20 protein-coding genes and 1 tRNA gene are annotated in these 17,909 nt (G+C 73.2%); 11 read left to right on the top strand and 10 right to left on the bottom strand.

Annotated features, from left to right (window positions below):
• The 3 genes from ACFVXK_RS28805 to ACFVXK_RS28795 all read left to right on the top strand — a co-directional run.
• Window positions 1-723, top strand: a 723-nt coding sequence (locus tag ACFVXK_RS28805; protein ID WP_389616945.1) for a DUF4389 domain-containing protein, incomplete at its 5' end; no start/stop codon positions are given.
• A 343-nt stretch (window positions 724-1,066) separates the two neighbouring features.
• Window positions 1,067-1,426 carry a subtilase-type protease inhibitor gene (locus tag ACFVXK_RS28800; RefSeq protein WP_389616948.1) on the top strand — a complete coding sequence of 120 codons (360 nt, stop codon included), beginning with the start codon at window positions 1,067-1,069 and terminating at the stop codon, window positions 1,424-1,426.
• 58 nt (window positions 1,427-1,484) lie between these two features.
• Entirely contained in the window at window positions 1,485-2,243 is a 759-nt protein-coding gene (locus ACFVXK_RS28795) for a class I SAM-dependent methyltransferase (RefSeq protein WP_389616943.1), read from the top strand.
• A 99-nt stretch (window positions 2,244-2,342) separates the two neighbouring features.
• Here the strand turns inward: ACFVXK_RS28795 and ACFVXK_RS28790 are convergent, their stop codons facing one another.
• The 4 genes from ACFVXK_RS28790 to ACFVXK_RS28775 all read right to left on the bottom strand — a co-directional run bounded on the left by ACFVXK_RS28790 (window position 2,343) and on the right by ACFVXK_RS28775 (window position 4,441).
• Window positions 2,343-2,534: a hypothetical protein gene (locus tag ACFVXK_RS28790; RefSeq protein ID WP_389616940.1), complete on the bottom strand. Its 192-nt coding sequence runs from the start codon at window positions 2,532-2,534 to the stop codon at window positions 2,343-2,345.
• 116 nt (window positions 2,535-2,650) lie between these two features.
• Window positions 2,651-3,100 (bottom strand): GNAT family N-acetyltransferase, encoded by a 450-nt coding sequence (locus ACFVXK_RS28785; protein WP_389616937.1) that lies wholly within the window; start codon window positions 3,098-3,100, stop codon window positions 2,651-2,653.
• A 26-nt stretch (window positions 3,101-3,126) separates the two neighbouring features.
• Entirely contained in the window at window positions 3,127-4,059 is a 933-nt protein-coding gene (locus ACFVXK_RS28780; RefSeq protein ID WP_389616934.1) for a M56 family metallopeptidase, read from the bottom strand.
• A gap of 16 nt (window positions 4,060-4,075) precedes the next feature.
• Entirely contained in the window at window positions 4,076-4,441 is a 366-nt protein-coding gene (locus ACFVXK_RS28775; protein WP_389616931.1) for a BlaI/MecI/CopY family transcriptional regulator, read from the bottom strand.
• Between the two features lie 159 nt (window positions 4,442-4,600).
• On the opposite strand from ACFVXK_RS28775, the gene ACFVXK_RS28770 reads away from it, so the two are divergent.
• Window positions 4,601-5,437, top strand: coding sequence for an undecaprenyl-diphosphate phosphatase (locus ACFVXK_RS28770; protein ID WP_389616928.1), 837 nt, complete (start codon window positions 4,601-4,603; stop codon window positions 5,435-5,437).
• A gap of 227 nt (window positions 5,438-5,664) precedes the next feature.
• Complete coding sequence (locus ACFVXK_RS28765) at window positions 5,665-7,110, top strand: amino acid permease (RefSeq protein WP_389616925.1); 1,446 nt, start codon at window positions 5,665-5,667, stop codon at window positions 7,108-7,110.
• Window positions 7,111-7,137: 27 nt separating this feature from the next.
• Here the strand turns inward: ACFVXK_RS28765 and ACFVXK_RS28760 are convergent, their stop codons facing one another.
• The 4 genes from ACFVXK_RS28760 to ACFVXK_RS28745 all read right to left on the bottom strand — a co-directional run bounded on the left by ACFVXK_RS28760 (window position 7,138) and on the right by ACFVXK_RS28745 (window position 10,467).
• Window positions 7,138-7,989, bottom strand: coding sequence for a GNAT family N-acetyltransferase (locus ACFVXK_RS28760; RefSeq protein WP_389616922.1), 852 nt, complete (start codon window positions 7,987-7,989; stop codon window positions 7,138-7,140).
• Window positions 7,990-8,118: 129 nt separating this feature from the next.
• Window positions 8,119-8,355: a chaplin gene (locus tag ACFVXK_RS28755; protein ID WP_389616919.1), complete on the bottom strand. Its 237-nt coding sequence runs from the start codon at window positions 8,353-8,355 to the stop codon at window positions 8,119-8,121.
• 378 nt (window positions 8,356-8,733) lie between these two features.
• Window positions 8,734-9,195 carry a C40 family peptidase gene (locus tag ACFVXK_RS28750; protein ID WP_389616916.1) on the bottom strand — a complete coding sequence of 154 codons (462 nt, stop codon included), beginning with the start codon at window positions 9,193-9,195 and terminating at the stop codon, window positions 8,734-8,736.
• 384 nt (window positions 9,196-9,579) lie between these two features.
• Window positions 9,580-10,467 carry a glycosyl hydrolase gene (locus ACFVXK_RS28745; protein ID WP_389616913.1) on the bottom strand — a complete coding sequence of 296 codons (888 nt, stop codon included), beginning with the start codon at window positions 10,465-10,467 and terminating at the stop codon, window positions 9,580-9,582.
• Between the two features lie 367 nt (window positions 10,468-10,834).
• On the opposite strand from ACFVXK_RS28745, the gene ACFVXK_RS28740 reads away from it, so the two are divergent.
• The 5 genes from ACFVXK_RS28740 (at window position 10,835) to ACFVXK_RS28720 (ending at window position 16,523) form a co-directional block, all read left to right on the top strand.
• The gene (locus ACFVXK_RS28740; RefSeq protein WP_389616911.1) at window positions 10,835-11,038 is read left to right on the top strand and encodes a hypothetical protein; all 204 of its coding nucleotides are present in this window, start codon (window positions 10,835-10,837) and stop codon (window positions 11,036-11,038) included.
• Between the two features lie 366 nt (window positions 11,039-11,404).
• A complete protein-coding gene (locus tag ACFVXK_RS28735; RefSeq protein ID WP_389616908.1) occupies window positions 11,405-12,619 on the top strand; it encodes a 4-hydroxybenzoate 3-monooxygenase in 1,215 nt (404 codons plus the stop codon).
• 145 nt (window positions 12,620-12,764) lie between these two features.
• Window positions 12,765-14,558, top strand: a complete 1,794-nt coding sequence (locus ACFVXK_RS28730) for a methyltransferase (RefSeq protein ID WP_389616905.1) — start codon at window positions 12,765-12,767, stop codon at window positions 14,556-14,558.
• A gap of 99 nt (window positions 14,559-14,657) precedes the next feature.
• Window positions 14,658-15,608, top strand: a complete 951-nt coding sequence (locus tag ACFVXK_RS28725; RefSeq protein WP_389616902.1) for an NAD-dependent epimerase/dehydratase family protein — start codon at window positions 14,658-14,660, stop codon at window positions 15,606-15,608.
• Between the two features lie 15 nt (window positions 15,609-15,623).
• Complete coding sequence (locus tag ACFVXK_RS28720; protein WP_389616899.1) at window positions 15,624-16,523, top strand: aldo/keto reductase; 900 nt, start codon at window positions 15,624-15,626, stop codon at window positions 16,521-16,523.
• 45 nt (window positions 16,524-16,568) lie between these two features.
• Here ACFVXK_RS28720 and ACFVXK_RS28715 read toward each other — a convergent pair.
• Window positions 16,569-16,642: transfer RNA gene (locus ACFVXK_RS28715), tRNA-Trp, on the bottom strand.
• A 165-nt stretch (window positions 16,643-16,807) separates the two neighbouring features.
• On the opposite strand from ACFVXK_RS28715, the gene ACFVXK_RS28710 reads away from it, so the two are divergent.
• Window positions 16,808-17,398 (top strand): TIGR03086 family metal-binding protein, encoded by a 591-nt coding sequence (locus ACFVXK_RS28710; RefSeq protein ID WP_389616896.1) that lies wholly within the window; start codon window positions 16,808-16,810, stop codon window positions 17,396-17,398.
• 116 nt (window positions 17,399-17,514) lie between these two features.
• Here ACFVXK_RS28710 and ACFVXK_RS28705 read toward each other — a convergent pair.
• The coding region (locus ACFVXK_RS28705; RefSeq protein WP_389616893.1) for a S26 family signal peptidase at window positions 17,515-17,909 on the bottom strand (395 nt) is incomplete at its 5' end.

Below are 17,909 nucleotides of genomic sequence, written 5' to 3'. Positions count from 1 at the left end.
GTCCTGCTGCGCTTCCTCCTGCTCCTGCCCCAGTTCGTCGTCACGGCCGTCCTCGGCATCGCCGCCTTCTTCGTGACGGTCGTCGGCTGGTTCGCCGCCCTCTTCACGGGCCGCCTCCCCACCGGCGTCGCGGACTTCCTCGGCGGCTACCTGGCCTACGAGACCCGGGTGACCGCGAGCGCGACCCTGCTGGTCGACCACTACCCGCCCTTCTCCTTCGACGGGCAGGGCCACCCCGCGCGGATCGAACTGCGCCCCGGCGAGCTCAACCGGCTGGCCGTGCTGTTCCGGATCGTCCTGATGATCCCGGCGGCCGTCGTGACCAGCCTGCTGCAGTACGGCCTGGGCGCCGTCTGCTGGGTGTTCTGGCTGATCACGCTGGTGCTGGGGCGCATGCCCGTACCCGTCTTCGGCGCCGTCGCCGCGGTGGTGCGGTTCCGGATGCGCTACCAGGCGTACGTGATGATGCTGACCTCCGCCTACCCCAAGCGCCTCTTCGGCGACGGGCCGCCCGTCGGGCAGTCCCTGGCACCCGCTGCGGCGGCCGTGCCCTCCGCGACCCGCCCCCTGCTCCTCGCCGCGCCGGCCAAGGCGCTGCTCGTGCTGCTGATCGTGCTCGGCGTCCTCGGGGCGGTCGCGTCCCAGACCCTCCAGATCCGGCAGGAACGCTGGGGTCCCGAGGACGACAGCCGGGCAGCAACCGCATCAATCCGGACAAGCTGAATGGCCTCCAGGTGTACGCGGGGTGCGGAGCCGCAGGTCAGCGGAGCCGGCCCGGGCCGCCACCCCGGCGATCACCCCCTGTTCCCGTCCGGATACGGAGCGATCGCACCCCGTCTGAGCTGCCCGAACGACCATTCGTTCTCCGATATTCGAACAGTCTGTCCGTAAACAGGTCATCGATATGCGGTGCTCCTTCACATCGGACAGACTCGGCCGCATCGAAGCGCGACAACGCAAGAAAATGTCGCGCTAAACCTTCGTATCGAAAGTGAGTCTTGTCGTGCGCTACCGCTTCGCTGCTGTCCCCGCCGCCGCCCTCCTGTGCCTGGCCGGCGCCACCGGCATGGCGGAGGCAAAGCCGACCAGCCTGTACGCCCCGTCCGCCATGGTCTTCTCCGTCTCCCAGGGCGACGCCGCCGGCGCCGCGGTGCTGCGCGCCGCCACCCTCAGCTGCATGCCGTCGGCGCAGGGCACCCACCCCGACCCCAAGGCGGCCTGTACCGCCCTGAACTCCACGGGCGGCAGCTTCGACCGCCTCCTCGCCGCTCCCGACACCAACCGCGCCTGTCCCATGCACTACGCCCCCGTGACCGTCACCGCCGACGGCGTCTGGCAGGGCGGCCGCGTCTCCTGGAAGCACACCTTCTCCAACAGCTGCGAGATGTCCGCGACCCTGAACGGCAACGCCGTCTTCGCGTTCTGACCCCGGCGCCTGGGGCGCGCCCTGTTCCGCGGGGCCGCCCCCGGGCCATAGTCGGGGCATGACCCACCAGACCCCCGCCCACGAACGGGCCCTGGCCTTCGGCAGGGCCGCACGCGCCTACGCCGCCCACCGCCCCGCGTACCCGGCGCCCGTCCTGGACGCGCTGGAGCGGCTGTCAGGGCTGCCGTTGGCCGGCGCCCTGGTGGCCGACGTGGGCACGGGGACCGGCCTGGCCGCACGCGCCCTGCGCGAGCGCGGGGCCCGGGTGATCGGGGTGGAGCCCGGCGCCGGCATGGCGGCGCAGTTCCGGCGCGAGCTGCCCCACGTGCCACTGGTACGCGGAGACGGCAACCGGCTCCCGCTCGCGGACGGCTCGATGGACCTCGTCTGCTACGCGCAGTCCTGGCACTGGACCGACCCCGCACGCGCCGTGCCCTCGGCGCTGCGCGTGCTGCGGCCCGGCGGCGCCCTCGCACTGCTGTGGAACGACCCGGACCCCTCCGTGGAGTGGGTGGCCCGGCAGCAGGAGCGGATCGTGGAGCGGTTCGGCGACGGCTGCTACATCTCCGACCGCACCCTGCCGCCCGGCCCGTCCTGGCGCACCGCGGAGCTGCGCTGGTCGCGCCGCGTCTCCGTCGACTTCCACCTGGCGAAACTGGCCACCCACTCGGCGTTCATCGTCCACGACGGGGCCGGCGCGGCCGAGTTCCTGGAGGCGGAACGGGAACACCTCCTGCGGCGCTTCCCCGACGGCGCCCTGGACGAGCCGTACACCGGTTTCGTCGCGGTCGCCCCGAACCCGGGCGCCCCGGGCTGACCCCGTCACGGGGACCGCGCGGACCGGCGGCCCCCCGTGGAGAGCCGCACGGGCCGCCGCCCCGAGGGGCGGCGGCCCGTCTCCCGCGGTCCGGTCAGGTCAGTTGTTGGAGCCGACCGTGTTGTCGTGGCCCGCGTTGAAGACGTCGTCGGCGGCGAACTGGAGCCAGTGGCCGAAGTTGATCGTGTACGACGGCTCGGGCTGGAAGTTCACGCTCACGTCGGCGCTGGCGGCCGAGGCCGCGCCGAGGACGAGGGCGCCGGCGGCGAGGGCGGTCAGCAGGGCGCGCATGGGAAGCACCTTTCGGCAGAGGACCGGAACCCGCCCCAAGCTAGGGTCTGCCCCCGCGCGCCGGTCCGTTGTCCCCCGGTGTGTCCCGATCCTCAGCCGTTCGGCCCCTGAGGGCCTCAGGCCGGCCCGGGCCCCGCGTCCAGCTCCTTGCCGAAGTGGAAGGCCATGACGCCCATGCGCTCACGGAAGTAGAAACGGTGGGCCGACGTGCGCTGGGTGCCCGAGTCGAGGTCCAGCAGTCGGCAGCCGGCCTCGCGGGCACGGTCCTCGAGGTAGGCGAGCAGGCTCCGCCCGACGCCGGTGGAGCGGCTGTCCCCGGCGGTGACGAGGTCGTCCACGTACAGCTTGCGGATGTCGCAGGTGCCGGCGACGATCCGCCACCCGGCGGCCCCCACGCACCTGCCGTCGCCGTCGTACGCGGCGCTGAAGCGCAGCCCCTGGGGGTGCCCCTCGGCGTAGACCTCCTCGAAGAGGGCGGGGGTGAGGTGCGGCCGCAGTTCGCGCAGGACGGGCAGCAACTCGGTGACGAGCCGGGGGTCCCCGGGCTCCAGGTCGATGATCTTCATGGGGTCACGGTAGGCGGTCCGCCCGCTCAGCGGACGTGCGCGAGCTCCAGGAAGCGGTGCAGGTCCTCCGCCGCTTCGAGCGCGCACAGGCTGGTGGCCGCCAGCAGGGCGCAGGCGGCGGCCAGCAGCAGGGGCCGGCTCCTCGGCGGGGGAGCCAGGAGCGCGGCGACGCGGCGGGGCACCATGCCGGGCCGGGGACGGCGGCCGAGGAAGCCGAGGGCGGCGGCGGGACTGAACCGCCGGCCGCCGCCGCGCTTGGCGGCGATCGCCGCCCGGGCGACGGTCTCGGCGACGGCGCGGCGGTTCCCGGTGTGCCGGGCGGCGTGTTCGTCCGCCCACCGCTCGACCGTGTAGGCGACGGCGCGGGCCAGGGGGCGCAGCAGCGGGTTGGCGGCCGCGGCCAGCTGGGTGAGGGAGACGAACGCGTAGTGGTGGTGGCGCAGGTGGGCCCGCTCGTGGCTGAGGAGGATCTCGTGCCCGGCCGGGTCGAGGGCGTCGAGCATGCCGTGGGAGATGACGATCCGGCCGGGCAGGCCGGGCATCGCGTACGCGTCGGCGCCGGGGTCGTCGGTGACGACCACCGGTCCGGGGCCGGGCAGGCAGGCGGCTTCCAGTGCGGCCGCCCACAGCGCGCCGGCCCGCCGCGCGGCCAGCCGGACCGCCGCGAGGACGGCGAGGGCCAGCAGGACGGCGCCCGCGAGCGCGGCGGGCCACGCGGCCGGATCGTGCCGGGCGATCACCTCGGGCGAATACCCCTTCAGGGCGTCGACCAGCGGAATGCGCACCAGCCCGGCGAGGGCCAGCAGGCCCAGCACCAGCGTGCTGGAGGCGGCCAGCAGCAGACCGGCGGCGGTCAGCAGCCAGGTCGCCAGCCGGGGCTCCAGGCGGCGGGCCAGCGGTTCGGCGCTCAGCCCCGCGAGGGCGGGGAAGACCAGGGGGAGGTAGACGGCCAGGTGCATGGCTGAGGACGGCTCCCTATCCCTCGGGACCCAGCAGACGGCGCAGCAGGTCCTCGTCGTCGTCCGACAGCTCGTCGACGAAACGGGTCAGGACCGAGGCCCGGTCGCTGCCGCCCTCCATGACCCGGTGCATCTGCCGCGCGGTCAGCCCGGGCTCGTCGGTGACCGGCGCGTAGGCGTAGCTGCGCCCGTGCGGGGTGCGCTCCAGGACGCCGCGCGTGTGCAGCCGGGCCAGGGTGGTGGCCACCGTCGTGTGGGCGGGGGCGGCGGTGAGCAGTCCGGCCACCTCGCCCGGAGTGAGGGCCCGGCCGGCGCCGTGCAGGACGGCGATGACCTCGTTCTCCAGGGCCCCGTTCGCCCGCCGTGCGCTGCGCGAGCCCACCGTCGCCTCCTGCCGTCCGTTGTCCGTTGTCCGTTTGTCCGTCGTCCGTCTCCGTGGTCCAGAGTAACTTCTATTCGCGAATAGAAGTTACTCTGTCCGTCGCGTGCGTCCGTTCAGGATGCCCGATGCCCCGTCGAACCCAACCGAAGGTGAAGGCACGTGAGCGCGATCAGTGTGGGCCAGGCCGTAGTCCTGGGCGTCGTGGAGGGGGTGACGGAGTTCCTGCCGGTCTCCTCCACCGGCCACCTCAAGATCACCGAAGGGCTGATGGGCATCCCCGTCGACGACAAGGCCGTCGTCGCCTTCACCGCCGTGATCCAGGTCGGTGCCATCGCCGCCGTCCTGACCTACTTCTCCAAGGACATCGCGCGGATCGTCACCGCCTGGGGGCGGGGGCTGGCCAACCGCGAGGAGCGCTACCACCACGACTACAAGTTCGCCTGGTGGGTCATCTACGCCACCCTCCCGATCGTCGTCGTCGGCCTCGCCGCCAAACCCCTCATCGAGGGGCCGCTGGCCTCCCTGTGGGTGGTCGCCGGCTCGCTCATCGTCGGCAGCGGCCTGATGTGGGCGGCCGACCAGATGGGCCGCCACAAGCGAGGCGAGGACGACACCTCCCTCAAGGACGCCATGCTGGTAGGCTCCTCGCAGATCCTCGCCCTCCTCTTCCCCGGCTTCTCCCGTTCCGGCGCCACCATGTCCACCGGCCTGATGCTGGACCTGGAGCGCGTCGCCGCCACCCGGCTGTCCTTCTTCCTCGGCATCCCGGCCCTCACCGGCGCGGGCCTGTACGAGCTGAAGGACGCCCTCGGGGCCGGCGTGGACACCCTCCCGCTCGTCGTCGGCACCGTCGTGTCCTTCGTCGTCGCCTACGCCTCGATCGCCTGGCTGCTGAAGTTCGTCGCCAAGCACTCCTTCAACGCCTTCGTCGCCTATCGCATCGTCGTCGGCCTGCTCCTCTTCGGCCTCCTGGGCACCGGCGTCCTGAGCGCCTGACCCTCCCCGCCTCGCCCCTTCGAGCCCACCGCCCCCACCGCCCCCACCGCCCCCGGCCGCCCGCGCGGCCGGGGGCGGCGGCCGTCCCGGGCCAGGACGCGCGGGGGTGACGCCGCGCACGGCCGAGGACCGTTTCCCCCGCCCCACCCTTCGGAGCGCCTAGTTCCGCAACGGCGGCGGTTTCGGGATGATGTGTGCTCGTCATCCCCGGCGGAAAGGAACGGCACATGACCACCGTGTGGTCAGGGCGGGGCGCATTCCGTCGCAAGCCGATCGAGCACATCGACGAGCCCGAAGGGGCCCCCAGCGAGCGCCTCACCCGCACCCTCGGCCTGTGGCAGCTCACCGCCATCGGCGTCGGCGGCATCATCGGCGCGGGTATCTTCACCCTCGCCGGAACGGTCGCCAACGGTGTCGCCGGCCCGGCCGTACTCGTCTCCTTCCTCATCGCCGGCATCGCCAGTGCCGCCGCCGCGTTCTCCTACGCGGAGTTCGCCGGCCTGATCCCCAAGGCCGGCTCCGCCTACACCTACGGATACGCCGTCCTCGGCGAACTGGCCGGCTGGTTCATCGGCTGGGACCTGCTCCTGGAGTACACGGCCATCGTCGCCGTCGTCGCCATCGGCATCTCCGGCTACTTCAACTTCCTCCTGGAGGAGACGGGCGCCTCCCTGCCCACCTGGATGCTCGGCGCCCCCGGCACCGGACCAGGACACCGCTTCGACCTCATCGCCGCCGTCCTGTGCCTGTTCACGGCCTACCTGCTCACCCTCGGCATCAAGAACGCGGCCCGCTTCGAGACGATCGTGGTCGGCCTGAAGGTGCTGGTGGTGCTGCTCGTCATCATCGTCGGCTTCTTCCACATCGAGACCGGCAACTACACCCCCTTCTTCCCCTTCGGCGTGGGCGGCGCCTTCACCGGAGCGGCCACCGTCTTCTTCGCGGTCTTCGGCTACGACGCGATGAGCACCGCCGCGGAGGAATCCAAGGACGCACAACGGCACATGCCCCGGGCGATCATCTACTCCCTCGCCATCGCCATGGTGCTGTACGTCCTCGCCTGCCTGGTCCTGACGGGCATGCAGAAGTACACCGACATCGACCCGGAAAGCGGCTTCTCCAGCGCCTTCAAAGCCGCAGGCCTGCCCGTCGTCGCCGACATCATCGCCGTCGGGGCCATCATCGGCATCCTCACCGTGATGTTCACCTTCATGCTCGGCGTCACCCGCGTGTGGTTCTCGATGAGCCGCGACGGACTGCTGCCGCGCTGGTTCGCCAAGACCCACCCCACCCGCCACGTCCCCACCCGCGTCACCTGGATCGTCGGCGTGGCCTCCGCCGCCATCGCGGGCTTCGTACCGATCGGCGAGGCGGCCGAACTCACCAACATCGGCATCCTGCTCGCCTTCGCCGTCGTGTGCACCTCGGTCATCGTGCTGCGCTACAAGCGCCCCGAACTGCCCCGCACCTTCCGCACCCCGCTGATGCCCGTCCTGCCCGCCGTCGGCGTCATCGCCTCGATCTGGCTCATCACCTACCTGCGCGTCGAGACGTGGATCCGCTTCGTCGTCTGGTTCCTCGTCGGCCTCGTCATCTACTTCGGCTACTCCTACCGCAACTCCCGCCTGGCCCGGCCCACCGGGACACCCGGCAGCGGGGGCCTGCCCGAATAGGGCCGGCACCCCTCCCCGCCGCGCTCCTCAGAGGCTGATGGAGCGGAACTCCTCCAGCACGGCGAAACCGGTGCTGTCGTACAGGCCCATCGCCACCTCGTTGCCACCGAAGACGTTGAACATCAGCGCCTCGTCACCGCCCTGCCGGGCGGCCCACTCGCCCACGGCCATCGCCGCACGGCCGTAGCCCTTGCCACGGTGCTCCTCGTACACCTCCAGGGAGAAACCGAAGGTGACGCCCGGCAGGAAGCCGTGGTTGACCCAGCCGCTGCCGACCGCCTCCCCGCCCGCCTCCAGCACGTAGAACGCGTGCCCCGGGGTCAGGTAGCCCTGCGGGAGCTGCTCGGCGAAGTCCCGGTCGGACTTCTCCTTGGCCTGCAGCGGCGTCAGCGCCCCGGCCCGGACGATGTCCGCGATGTAGGCGGCCTCCTCGCGCGCGTACCAGCCGGGGTACTCCTCCTCGCGCAGCCGCCGCACCGTCAGACCCGCGGGCAGCTCGGGCCGTTCGGCCACGGCCCGTATCCGGTTCTGCCCCCGCACCGGGTAGTCGGCGAAGGCCCCCGGCCCGCCCGTGAGACGGACGACCACCCGCTCGGCCCCCTGCTCCGCACACCACCGCTCCGCCCACGCCCGGCCCTGCGGCACCGTCAGGTCGTGGATCCGCCCCACGGTCACCCCGCCCTCGTCGGCCACCCCGACGGCGGCCCACCCCGTGCCGTCCGTCGCCAGCGTCCAGCCCTCGACGCCCTTCACGGCCCGCGCCAGCAGCGCCCGGGCCAGGGGCTCCGAGCACCCCGCGCCCCGGTAGCCGGCCAGCAGCCGCTCCTCGAACCCGCCCCGCCACTCGCCCTGTTCGGCGACGATCTCCATCTCGGTCATCCGTCCAGCCTAGCCAGGGGCACCGACAGCGCCCCGGGGCCGGCGGACGCGCTGGACGCGCGGGACGGCCCCGCCCGGGCGTGGTGTGCGCCGGACGGGGCCGTCTGGGCGGCCGCGGGGCCGGGTGGATCAGGTGTTGATGCAGGTGTTGGCCGCCGCCGGGTTGAGCAGGCCGATCACGTTGATCGTGTTGCCGCACACGTTGATCGGGATGTGGATCGGCACCTGGACGACGTTCCCGGACAGCACGCCCGGGGAGCCGATGGCGGCACCGCTCGCATTGGCGTCGGCGACGGCGGAACCCGTGGCGCCGAGGATGCCGACAGCAGCCAGCACGGTGGCGGCGAACGCAGTGCGAATACGCATGTCACTCCAAAGTCGATGACGGACGTCGAACCAGGATCACACCGCCTACGCGGCCCTTCCGCCCCGCATTCACCTGACCACCGGCGTGTCACGGCGAACTCGTGACACGCCGCCGCCGACCCGCACACTCCTGCGCGGAAACGGCCGTTCGATCAGGCGGCCCGGCGGGCAGGCCCATTTCCGGCGATCCTCTCGGCAATTGTTTTCGGGCAGCATTCATCCGTTCTCCCTTTCTCGTGTTTATTCACGCACGGCCGCAGGCGGAATTGACGTCCGTACCGGAGGGCGTGCGAGGTGGCGGGAGCGCCGCAGCACCGGCCCGTCTATTTCGGCACGGTCGTGGAACTCGGGATTTCCCGGAGCCTCTTTCCGGTCACCTTAATTGGCCCGGCCATAGCGGGCGGTGGCGGTCCAGATGCGTTCGAGCCGGACGCGGGTGCCGGGTCGGGGAGCGTGCCAGATCTCGTCGTGGCCCGCGTAGATGCCGACGTGGCTCATGGTTCCCCCGGTGGGGAAGAAGACCAGATCTCCTGGTGCGCGCTGGGTGCGCGAGATGTGGTCGGTCCTCTCGTACTGGGCCTCTGCCGTGCGGGGCAGGACCAGGCCGGCCACGCGGAAGGCGTAGAGAGTGAGGCCCGAACAGTCGAATTCAGCGGGCCCGGTGGCGCCGTACACGTAAGGGGCGCCCTTCTTGGACGCGGCGACGGCGACGGCCTTTATGCCGTACAGGGATGCGGCCTGCGCGGGGGCGGCCGGAGTGAACAGGGCGGCGGTCACGGACACGGCGAGGAAGAGGGCCGGAGAGCGATGGCTCTCCCGGCGTTTCGGGGTTTTCGGCAATCGTGATACCTCCGCATTCAGATACAGGAACAAACCGTGATGGTGACTGTTCTCGGTGACTGCGTTACGGCTCCCGACGACGGCCTATTTTGCACGAAATGTCCATGCGTGAGGTGTCGGACACGGCAGGAAATATCTCGGTTGGGCAAAGCGATCCGAGATGATATTCCTTCACCTTGTCCGACCATCGCGCCGGCCGGTGGGGAAACGCGGACACGCCGAAGCGCGCCCGGGCCGGAAAACCACCCGGGCGCCCACACCGGACAGAGCCCGACTGCCGCGCAGAAAATCCCCCGCACCCCCCGGACGGCTCCCTCCGCCGTCATCCCGCCCGCCTACCGCCCCCTCTCCCCGAAGCCCTACCCCCCCCGCCCCCGCCGCCGCCTACGGCGCGAAGGGCGGAGCCGGGCGCCCCTTGCGGCGGGGCGACAGGTACTCCCGGAACACCCGCGCCGACCGCGGGTTCTCGCCGCACTGCCACACACCGTGCGGGCAGTAGTCCGTGATGCTGTGGTACAGCGGCCGGTGATCGGCGATCCACGCCAGCATCCGCCGCATGTACTCCGGGTTGTCACCGTTGCGGAACAGCCCCCACTCGGGGTACGAGATCTGCTTGTGGTGCGCCTTCGCGAACTCCACGTGCTGCCGCAGCCCGTACGGCTGCCGCACCATCTCGTCGAACGAATCCCCCGGAGGCTGGTCGTAGGAGTCCATGCCGACGACGTCGACCACGTCGTCCCCCGGATAGCACCTGGTCCACTCGATCGCGTCCGGACCCCGGTTCGGAGCGAAGTCGAAACGGAACCGCTGACCCTCCGCGGAGCGCATCGCGGCCACGATCCGCCGCCAGTAACGCTTCCAGCTCTCGGGGTCGGGCCGGCACCGGTGCGTGTAGTTGAAGCCGTTCATCTCCCACCCCAGCACGATCACCGTGTCCGGCACCCCCAGCCCGACCAGACGCCTGCCCAACCGCCGGAAATGCTGGTCGAACTCGCCCTCCGCCCCGGCACGGAGCAGCTCGGCCACCCGCTCGTCCGGCACGTCCGCCTCGTTGCCCTCGAACATGGGCACGTTCAGCACGAACAACCGGTCGCGCCGCTCGGCCCGCCACCGCGCCCAACTGCGCAGGGACTCCGGCGCACCCTCGATGTTCTCCCACGTGTCACCCGGCAGATACGTGTGCCCCGCCCGCACCTCCGCACCCCCGAGCCACCGCGAAAGCCCCTGCATCCGGTCCACACCGGGCGTGCCGTAGTGGAGGTACGCGCCCACCGCGACCCCGGACCCGCTGCCGCCGGACGCCCCCCGCGCCGCCGGAGCTCCACCCCCACCGGCACGGCCCCCTCCTCCTCCGCCGGCGAGCAGCCCGACAACGGCCACACTCGCGCAGGCGCCGGCCATCCACCGCCCTCTACGGGACATGGTCGTCTCCACAAGCCTCGGGAACGGATGTGTGTGACAGCGACGCTAGACACCCCCGCGCCTCCCGGCCCGCCCGGTGCCCCGATCCTGAGCCATTCGCGGGACCGGACCCGCCACGACCGGGCCCGACCGGGTGAAAGCCCCCCACGGCGCGTCCCTTCGGGTGACCGGCGGCCACGGACGGAACCACCGGCGCCGCCGCCCGCTCCCCTGAGACATGAACGCGAATGAGATCACCATCGAGATCCGGGGCCTGGAATCCGCGGCAGTCGAAGCGGCCGAACAGATCTCCGCCCTGTTCTCCACCACCGTCCCCGCGCCGTTCCGCCCCACGCGCGGCGGGGACGAGGTGCTCGTCCGCATCCGGGCCGAGCTGGGCCGCGCCCCCGACGACGGAGGCTATACGGACACGTGCGCCTGACCTTCCCGGCAGGGCGGCGGTCGCGGCCGCGTCCGCCGCCGACCGCCGCCACGTCGCCCGAGCGCTCCCGGCGTCCCAGGCCCGGTCCGCGGAGTTCGCCCGGACGACTGGGCTCGATCCGGGCCTCCCCGAGGAGGTCCCTCCCGGGGAGCCCGGCGGGACGGCCGCCCCCCGGGGCATCCCGCGCGTGTGCGGGAGCGCGTACCTGTGTTCGCACGCCCGGCGCACGCTACCGGGTGGCCATGGGGGACCGGTGGTGGCCCCTTGTCACGGGCCCGGCGTGGGCGGGGTGATTGTCACTCTATTCCCGCTAAGGGATGGACGGCGTAGGTTCGTCGATCTTCGCGTGCTTATGCTTCACCCGCTATGACGGAAAGCCAGACACCCCGCGCCTTACGCGCCCCAGTCGACGTGCTCGTGCTCGGTGCCGGTCCGGCCGGGCTCGTCCTCGGGAACCTCCTGCTCACCGCAGGGATCGACTGCGTCATCCTGGAACGGGCCTCGCGCACGCACCTCCGTGCCCGGGCCCGCGCCGGGTTCCTCGCCCCGAACACCGTCCGGATCCTGGACCGCCACGGCCTCGCCGACGGCCTGCACCGCTCCGGCGCCCGCCACGGCACCTGCGAGTTCCGCACCCCCGAAGGCCGGTTCCGGCTCGACTACGGGGCCCTCGGCAGCGGTGGGGCGCACCACGTCTACCCGCAGCAGAACCTCGTCACCGACCTCCTGGAGCTCTACCTGCGCCGCGGCGGGCGCATCCGCTTCGACACCGAGGCGCTCGCCGTGCACGACGCCGACGGCACCCGGCCGTCCGTCACCACCCGCGACCCCGACGGCCGCCGCGCCCGGTGGACCGCCCGATACGTCGCCGGCTGCGACGGCCGGCACGGCGCGGCCCGCCGCTCCCTGCCCCCGGACACCGCCCGCCACCACCTCGACCACGGAGTGACCTGGCTCGGCCTCCTCGCCGAGGCCCCGCCGAGCCTCGACGCCGTCGGCTACGCCCTCCACGACCGCGGCTTCGCCGGACACATGGCCCGGACCCCACAGGTGACCCGCTACTACCTCCAGTGGCAGCGCGGCACCGCCGCCGACGCCTGGAGCGAGCAGCGGATCTGGGACGAGCTCGACCTGCGGATGGGTGCCGCCGACCACGGCCCGCTGCACCGGGGCCCGCTCCTGGAACGCGGCCTCTTCGACCTGACCTGCGACGTGATCGAGCCGCTGCGCCACGGCTCGCTCCTCCTGGCGGGCGACGCGGCGAGCCTGCTCGCCCCGGCCGCCGCCAAGGGCGCCAACCTCGCCGTCCTGGAGGCCGAGATCCTGGGCGGGGCACTCCTGGACGCCCTCACCCGGGGCGACACCACGGGACTGGACGCCTACTCGGAGCGCTGCCTCGAACACATCTGGAGAGCCCAGGAGTTCACCGGCTGGATGACCCGTCTGCTGCACTCGGCCCCCGCCCCCGACAGCGGTGCCGGATCGTTCTTCCAGGCCGGTCTGCGCCGTTCCCGGATCGCCTCGCTGCGCACTTCGCGCGTGCACCAGGACTGGTTCGCCGAGAACTACGTGGGCGTCTGAGCCCGTTCGTCTTTTCCACGTCACCCTGCCCGGCTTCGCCGCGCCATGCCCTGTTGTGTCGCGGCTTTGTCCTGGCTTGGTGTGACTTGCCCTGATTTTCCTTGTGTTGACCTGACTCCCACAGCCCCCCGAGGACACGCCCACGATGACGACGATGACGCTCCACGACGAAACGATGCTGCTCGATGACACGGCCCGCCTGTGCGCCGCGGCGGCGTTCGTCCGCGCGCACGACAGCGCCTCCCTGCTCCCGCTCCTCCTGCCCGGCATCGAGGGGCCCGACCTGCGGGCGCTGGCCGGGCACTGCCACTTCGCCCACGCAGGGATCCTCGTCTTCCCGCCGGACGAGGCGACCCTGCGGGCCCGCCTCACGGACTGCGGGCTGGCGACGGACACCCCCGTCCACCCCAGCGTCGTCGTCCGCGAACGCCTCGCCCGCCGCCACCGGTTCGCCCCGGCCGACCTCGACGTGCGGATCCTGCGCCCGCAGGTGTACGGCGCCGACGGTGAACGCCGCGCGGTGGAGGTCTTCGCCCTGACCGTGCCCCCGCACTCCCGCCTGGAGCCGGTCGCCGCCGCCGAACGGGCCGACGGCCACGAGGCACACCTCGGCTTCGAGGTCGACCATCCCGACCCGCTGGTCTTGCGCGGCCTGTGCGCCATCCTCGTCCGCCACGGAGCCCGCCCCGACGGCGGCGGCTACAACCCGCACGAGAACGGCACCGTCCTGTACTTCACCACCCCCGCCGAGGGGGTCAGCGGCTACCGGCGGCTGGAGCTCTACGCCCACGGCGACCGCCGCGACTCCCTCGCGGCCCATCTGGACCCCGACGGCCACCCGCACCCCCGCCCGGCCGAACGCCCGCCCGCCGAAACGCTCCTTCACCTGCTCACCGGCGCCTGGACCACCCAGGCCCTCGCCTCCTTCGCCCGGCTGGGCCTGCCCGAGGCCATGGACACCCGCACCGCCCGGCCCGCGGCCGACCTCGCCCGCCTGACCGGCACCCACCCCCGCGGCCTCGCCACCCTCCTGCGCTACCTGGAGATGCTGGGCGCCGTGACCCGCGAGGACCGTGCCGACGACCGCCCCGGAGGCCACCCCGGAGACCAGCCGGAGGAAGGTTTCCGCCTCACCGCACTCGGCGCCCTGCTGCGCGCGGACGCGCCCGCGTCCATGCGCCCCCTGGCCCTGATGTACGGCGGCCCCTTCTACCGTTCCTTCGGCGAACTCGACCACGCCGTACGGACCGGGCGGCCGGGCTTCGACCACCTCCACGGCGAGAACCACTTCGACCACTTCGCCCGCGACCCCGAACTCGCCGACCTCTTCGACCGTTCGATGGCGGCGAGCGCGCGCATGTTCCAGCCGCTGCCCGCACACCCGGTGCTCGCCGCGGCGGCCCAGGCGGCCGCGCCCGCCACGGTCGTGGACGTCGCCGGAGGCAACGGGGAGCTGCTCCGCCAGCTCCTCACCGCCCACCCAGGCCTGCGCGGCGTCCTCCTCGAACGCCCGCACGCCGTCGCCACGGCCCGCCGCCTGCTCGACGCCGCGGGCTGCGGAGCGCGCTGCGCGTACCGCGCCGGCGACTTCGCCGACGTCCCCGCCGGAGGCGACGTGTACGTCCTGGCCCGGGTGCTGCACGACTGGGACGACGAGCGCTGCCGGGAGATCCTCGGCCATTGCGCCCGCGCGATGCCCGACCACGCCGACCTGCTGATCGTGGAACGTCTCCTGCCCGCCGACGGTTCCCCCTCGCCGGCGACCGCCTGGGACCTGCACATGCTCTGCAACGTCGGAGGCCGCGAACGCCGGGAGGACCACTACGCCCGCCTGCTGGCCGACGCGGGCCTGACCCTGCACGGCCGCACCCCGCTGCCCCTGGGCGCCCACGTCCTGCACGCCCGCAAGACCCGCGTCCCGGAGCCCGCGCACGCCTGACCGCCGGTGCGTGCCTGACCGCTGGTCATCAGTTCTGCTTAACACCCGTCCATCAAGCCGCCACTTCTGCTGATCACCACGGATCGGCAGAGTGAGGGCATGCAAAGGATCTGCGTCATCGGCGGAAGCCGGTACTTCGGAAAGCTCCTGGTCCAGCGGCTGCGGGCGGCCGGCCACCAGGTCACGGTGATCAACCGCGGCTCCGGCCGCCCGCCCGCCGGAGTCGAGCACCTCGTCGTCGACCGCGACGACGAGGCAGCCCTCCTCGCCGCCCTCGGCCCCCGCACCTTCGACGTGGTCGTGGACCAGGTCTGCTACACCCCCGTGCAGGCCGCGATCGCCGCCCGGGTCTTCGCCGGCCGCACCCGCCGGTACGTGATGACCTCCACCATCGAGGTCTACGACCCCGCGACCGCCGCCGCCCTGGCGCCCCTACCGGCGGACACCCCCGTGCCGGAGGAGACCGTCGACCCGGCGACCTGGCCGGTGGACCCCGGCCTGCCCTGGCACGACGCCGCGTACCTGGAGGCCCACTACGCCGAGGGCAAGCGCCAGGCGGAGGCCGTCCTCACCCGCGCCGGCGGTTTCACGTTCGCCTCCGTGCGCAGCGCGCACGTACTGGGCGGCGGAGCCCGGGAGTTCACCGGCCGCCTCGCCCACTACACCCGCCGCGTCCGGGCCGGGGAAGCGGTCGCCGTGCACGCCCACGCCCTGCCGACGGTGTTCATCCACTTCGCGGAGCTGGCGGAACTGCTGCACTGGGCCGCCACCGAAGCGGACTTCGACGGCCCCCTCAACGCCTGCTCCGACGGCCCGCTCGACGTCCACGCCCTGACCGCGGCCGTCGCCGCACAGGCCGGGCGCGCCCCCCGCTACCAGCCGGCCACCGCCGCCGCGCCCGCGTCTCCGTTCTCCTTCGAACGCCACTACGCCATGAGCAACGCCCGCGCGAAGGAACTGGGCTTCGTCTTCTCCCACACCGCCGACTGGCTGCCGGGCGCCGTCACCGAAGCCCTCGCCGAAACCCCCACCGCCGTCCCCACCGCCTGAGGAACACGAACCGCCATGCCGAACCCGCAGCGCACCCTCGCCGGCACCACCGTCGGCGCCATCGGCCTGGGCGCCATGCCCCTGTCGATCGAGCACCGCCCGGACGAGAGCCGCGCCGTCGCCACCGTCCACGCCGCCCTCGACGCCGGTGTCACGCTCATCGACACCGCCGACAGCTACCACTGGCACGCCGGTGAAGAGGGCCACAACGAACGGCTGGTCGCCCGCGCCCTGGCCGGCTACGGGGGCGACACCTCCGGCGTCCTGATCGCCACCAAGGGCGGCCGCGGCCGCCCCGGCGACGGCAGCTGGACCGTCACCGGCACCCCGGAGCACCTCAAACGGGCCGCGCGGGCCTCCGCCGGCCGGCTGGGCGTGGACGCGATCGGCCTGTACCAGCTCCACAAGCCGGACCCGGACGTCCCCTGGGCGGAGTCCGTGGGCGCGCTGCGCGAGCTCCTCGACGCCGGGACGATCCGGGCCGCCGGCATCTCCAACGTCACCACCGGCCAGATCCGCGAGGCGTACGGGATCCTCGGCGACGGCCTCGTCTCGGTGCAGAACCAGTACTCGCCCGCCGTCCGCGACAGCGAGCCCCAGCTGCGGCTGTGCACCGAACTGGGCCTGGCGTTCCTGCCCTGGAGCCCGCTCGGGGGCATCTCGCGCAGTTCCCTGGACGGTCCCTCGGGGCCGGCCTCCGCCGGTACCGCCTTCCACCGCGTCGCCGCCGCGCACGGGATCAGCCCCCAGCGCGTCGCGCTGGCCTGGCTCCTGGCCCGTTCCCCGGCCGTCATCCCCCTCCCGGGCGCCAGCCGCCCCGCCTCCATCACCGACTCGGCCGCAGCGGTCGGCCTGGAGCTGACCGAAGCGGAACTGACGGAACTCGGCGCGCCCCTGCCCTCGCGGACGGGCTGAGCCGGGCCCTGGCGGGGGAGGCGAGGGGCGTGTGCGGAGTGGGGGCGGAGCCGGCCGGATTCGAACCGGCGTCCTCGCGATTTTGGAGACCGCGCGCGACGACCTCTGCGCTACGGCCCGCCCGGCCCGCATCCTATGCGGCGCCCGCCCACCCGCACCCGCCGGGCCGCCTCCCGGGTCAGGGCCGATCGGCGCCGGGCGGGACCGCCCCGGGCATGTCCGATGAGTTCCGGCCATCGCGCCGGTCTACCCTGCAGACCCGTTCGCCACGGAAGGAGCCCCGGATGACCGGCGCGACGACTTTCGACCTCGGACCGCAGGCGGCCATCGTGTCCCGCCTCGTCTCCGGCGTGCCCGACGGCCTGCTCGCCGGGCCCACGCCCTGCCCCGCGTACGCGGTCGGCGACCTGCTGGGCCATCTCGCGGGCCTGGCCGTCGCCTTCCGCGACGCCGCGCGCAAGGAACTCGGCCCCACGACGGACACGCCCCCGGGCGCGGCCCCGCCCGGGCTGCCCGCCGACTGGCGCGAGCGGATCCCGCAGGCCCTGGGTGAACTGGCCGCGGCCTGGGCGGACCCGGCCGCCTGGACGGGGGCGACCCGCGCGGGCGGTGTGGACCTGCCCGGCGCCGTCGCGGCCGCGGTGGCGGCGGACGAGCTGGTGGTGCACGGCTGGGACCTGGCCCGGGCCACCGGCCGGCAGTACACCCCGGACGCCGCCGCGCTGCACGCCTCCCACGCCTTCCTCCGGGCGGCCGCCGAGGAAGCCGGCGGCGGCGCGGGCGTCTTCGGCCCCGTCGTGCCGGTACCGAACGGGGCGTCGCTGCTGGACGGCACGATCGGGCTCAGCGGCCGCGACCCCGGCTGGACACCGTGACGCACTGACGGCATCGAGCCCCAGCCCCTCAGGCCTCCGACCGGCCCTGCCCAGCTGCCCGGCCGGAGCCGCCCAGGCATCCGGCCGGGCCCGCGCAGGCGTCCGGTCGGAGCCGCTCAGGGGTGGGGCGTCGGCGCGGGTTCGGCCGGCGTGGGCCCCCAGGCCGGCCCCGGTACGGCCGGGCGCCGTCGGCGGGCCACCAGCCACAGGACGCCCAGGACGGCGAACGCCAGCAGGGCCAGCACGCCGACGATGATCAGCCAGCCGCAGAGGACCCCGGTCCGCAGTGTCTCGTCCTCGGGGAGAGCCACCCCGAGCACCTGGCCGACCGCGGCGGTGCCGCCGGGCGTCGTCCCCTGGCGGAAGCGGGAATCAGCCGAGTTCCCGCGGTTGTCGCCGAGCAGGAAGACGCGCCCCTGCGGGACGGTCACCGAGAACGGACCCGAAACCGCCGTCGTGGAGTCGTCCTTCACGTAAGGCTCGTCCAGGGGTCGGCCGTTGTGCGTGAGGC

The sequence above is a fragment of the Streptomyces sp. NPDC058157 genome, assembly GCF_042884105.1.
In the GTDB taxonomy this organism is placed as follows: Bacteria; Actinomycetota; Actinomycetes; order Streptomycetales; family Streptomycetaceae; genus Streptomyces.
The sequence above is the reverse complement of the archived record's forward strand: the minus strand, read 5'-3'. Positions and strand labels throughout refer to the sequence as shown.

Bases quoted from the DNA above. Each gene is read 5' to 3' on its own strand.
- ACFVXK_RS28800 (WP_389616948.1), top strand. From the start codon at position 1,067: ATGGCGGAGGCAAAGCCGACCAGCCTGTACGCCCCGTCCGCCATGGTC.
- ACFVXK_RS28710 (WP_389616896.1), top strand. From the start codon at position 16,808: ATGACCGGCGCGACGACTTTCGACCTCGGACCGCAGGCGGCCATCGTG.
- ACFVXK_RS28755 (WP_389616919.1), bottom strand. From the start codon at position 8,355: ATGCGTATTCGCACTGCGTTCGCCGCCACCGTGCTGGCTGCTGTCGGC.
- ACFVXK_RS28795 (WP_389616943.1), top strand. From the start codon at position 1,485: ATGACCCACCAGACCCCCGCCCACGAACGGGCCCTGGCCTTCGGCAGG.
- ACFVXK_RS28790 (WP_389616940.1), bottom strand. From the start codon at position 2,534: ATGCGCGCCCTGCTGACCGCCCTCGCCGCCGGCGCCCTCGTCCTCGGC.
- ACFVXK_RS28720 (WP_389616899.1), top strand. From the start codon at position 15,624: ATGCCGAACCCGCAGCGCACCCTCGCCGGCACCACCGTCGGCGCCATC.
- ACFVXK_RS28760 (WP_389616922.1), bottom strand. From the start codon at position 7,989: ATGACCGAGATGGAGATCGTCGCCGAACAGGGCGAGTGGCGGGGCGGG.
- ACFVXK_RS28735 (WP_389616908.1), top strand. From the start codon at position 11,405: ATGACGGAAAGCCAGACACCCCGCGCCTTACGCGCCCCAGTCGACGTG.
- ACFVXK_RS28740 (WP_389616911.1), top strand. From the start codon at position 10,835: ATGAACGCGAATGAGATCACCATCGAGATCCGGGGCCTGGAATCCGCG.
- ACFVXK_RS28785 (WP_389616937.1), bottom strand. From the start codon at position 3,100: ATGAAGATCATCGACCTGGAGCCCGGGGACCCCCGGCTCGTCACCGAG.
- ACFVXK_RS28725 (WP_389616902.1), top strand. From the start codon at position 14,658: ATGCAAAGGATCTGCGTCATCGGCGGAAGCCGGTACTTCGGAAAGCTC.
- ACFVXK_RS28765 (WP_389616925.1), top strand. From the start codon at position 5,665: ATGACCACCGTGTGGTCAGGGCGGGGCGCATTCCGTCGCAAGCCGATC.
- ACFVXK_RS28730 (WP_389616905.1), top strand. From the start codon at position 12,765: ATGACGACGATGACGCTCCACGACGAAACGATGCTGCTCGATGACACG.
- ACFVXK_RS28780 (WP_389616934.1), bottom strand. From the start codon at position 4,059: ATGCACCTGGCCGTCTACCTCCCCCTGGTCTTCCCCGCCCTCGCGGGG.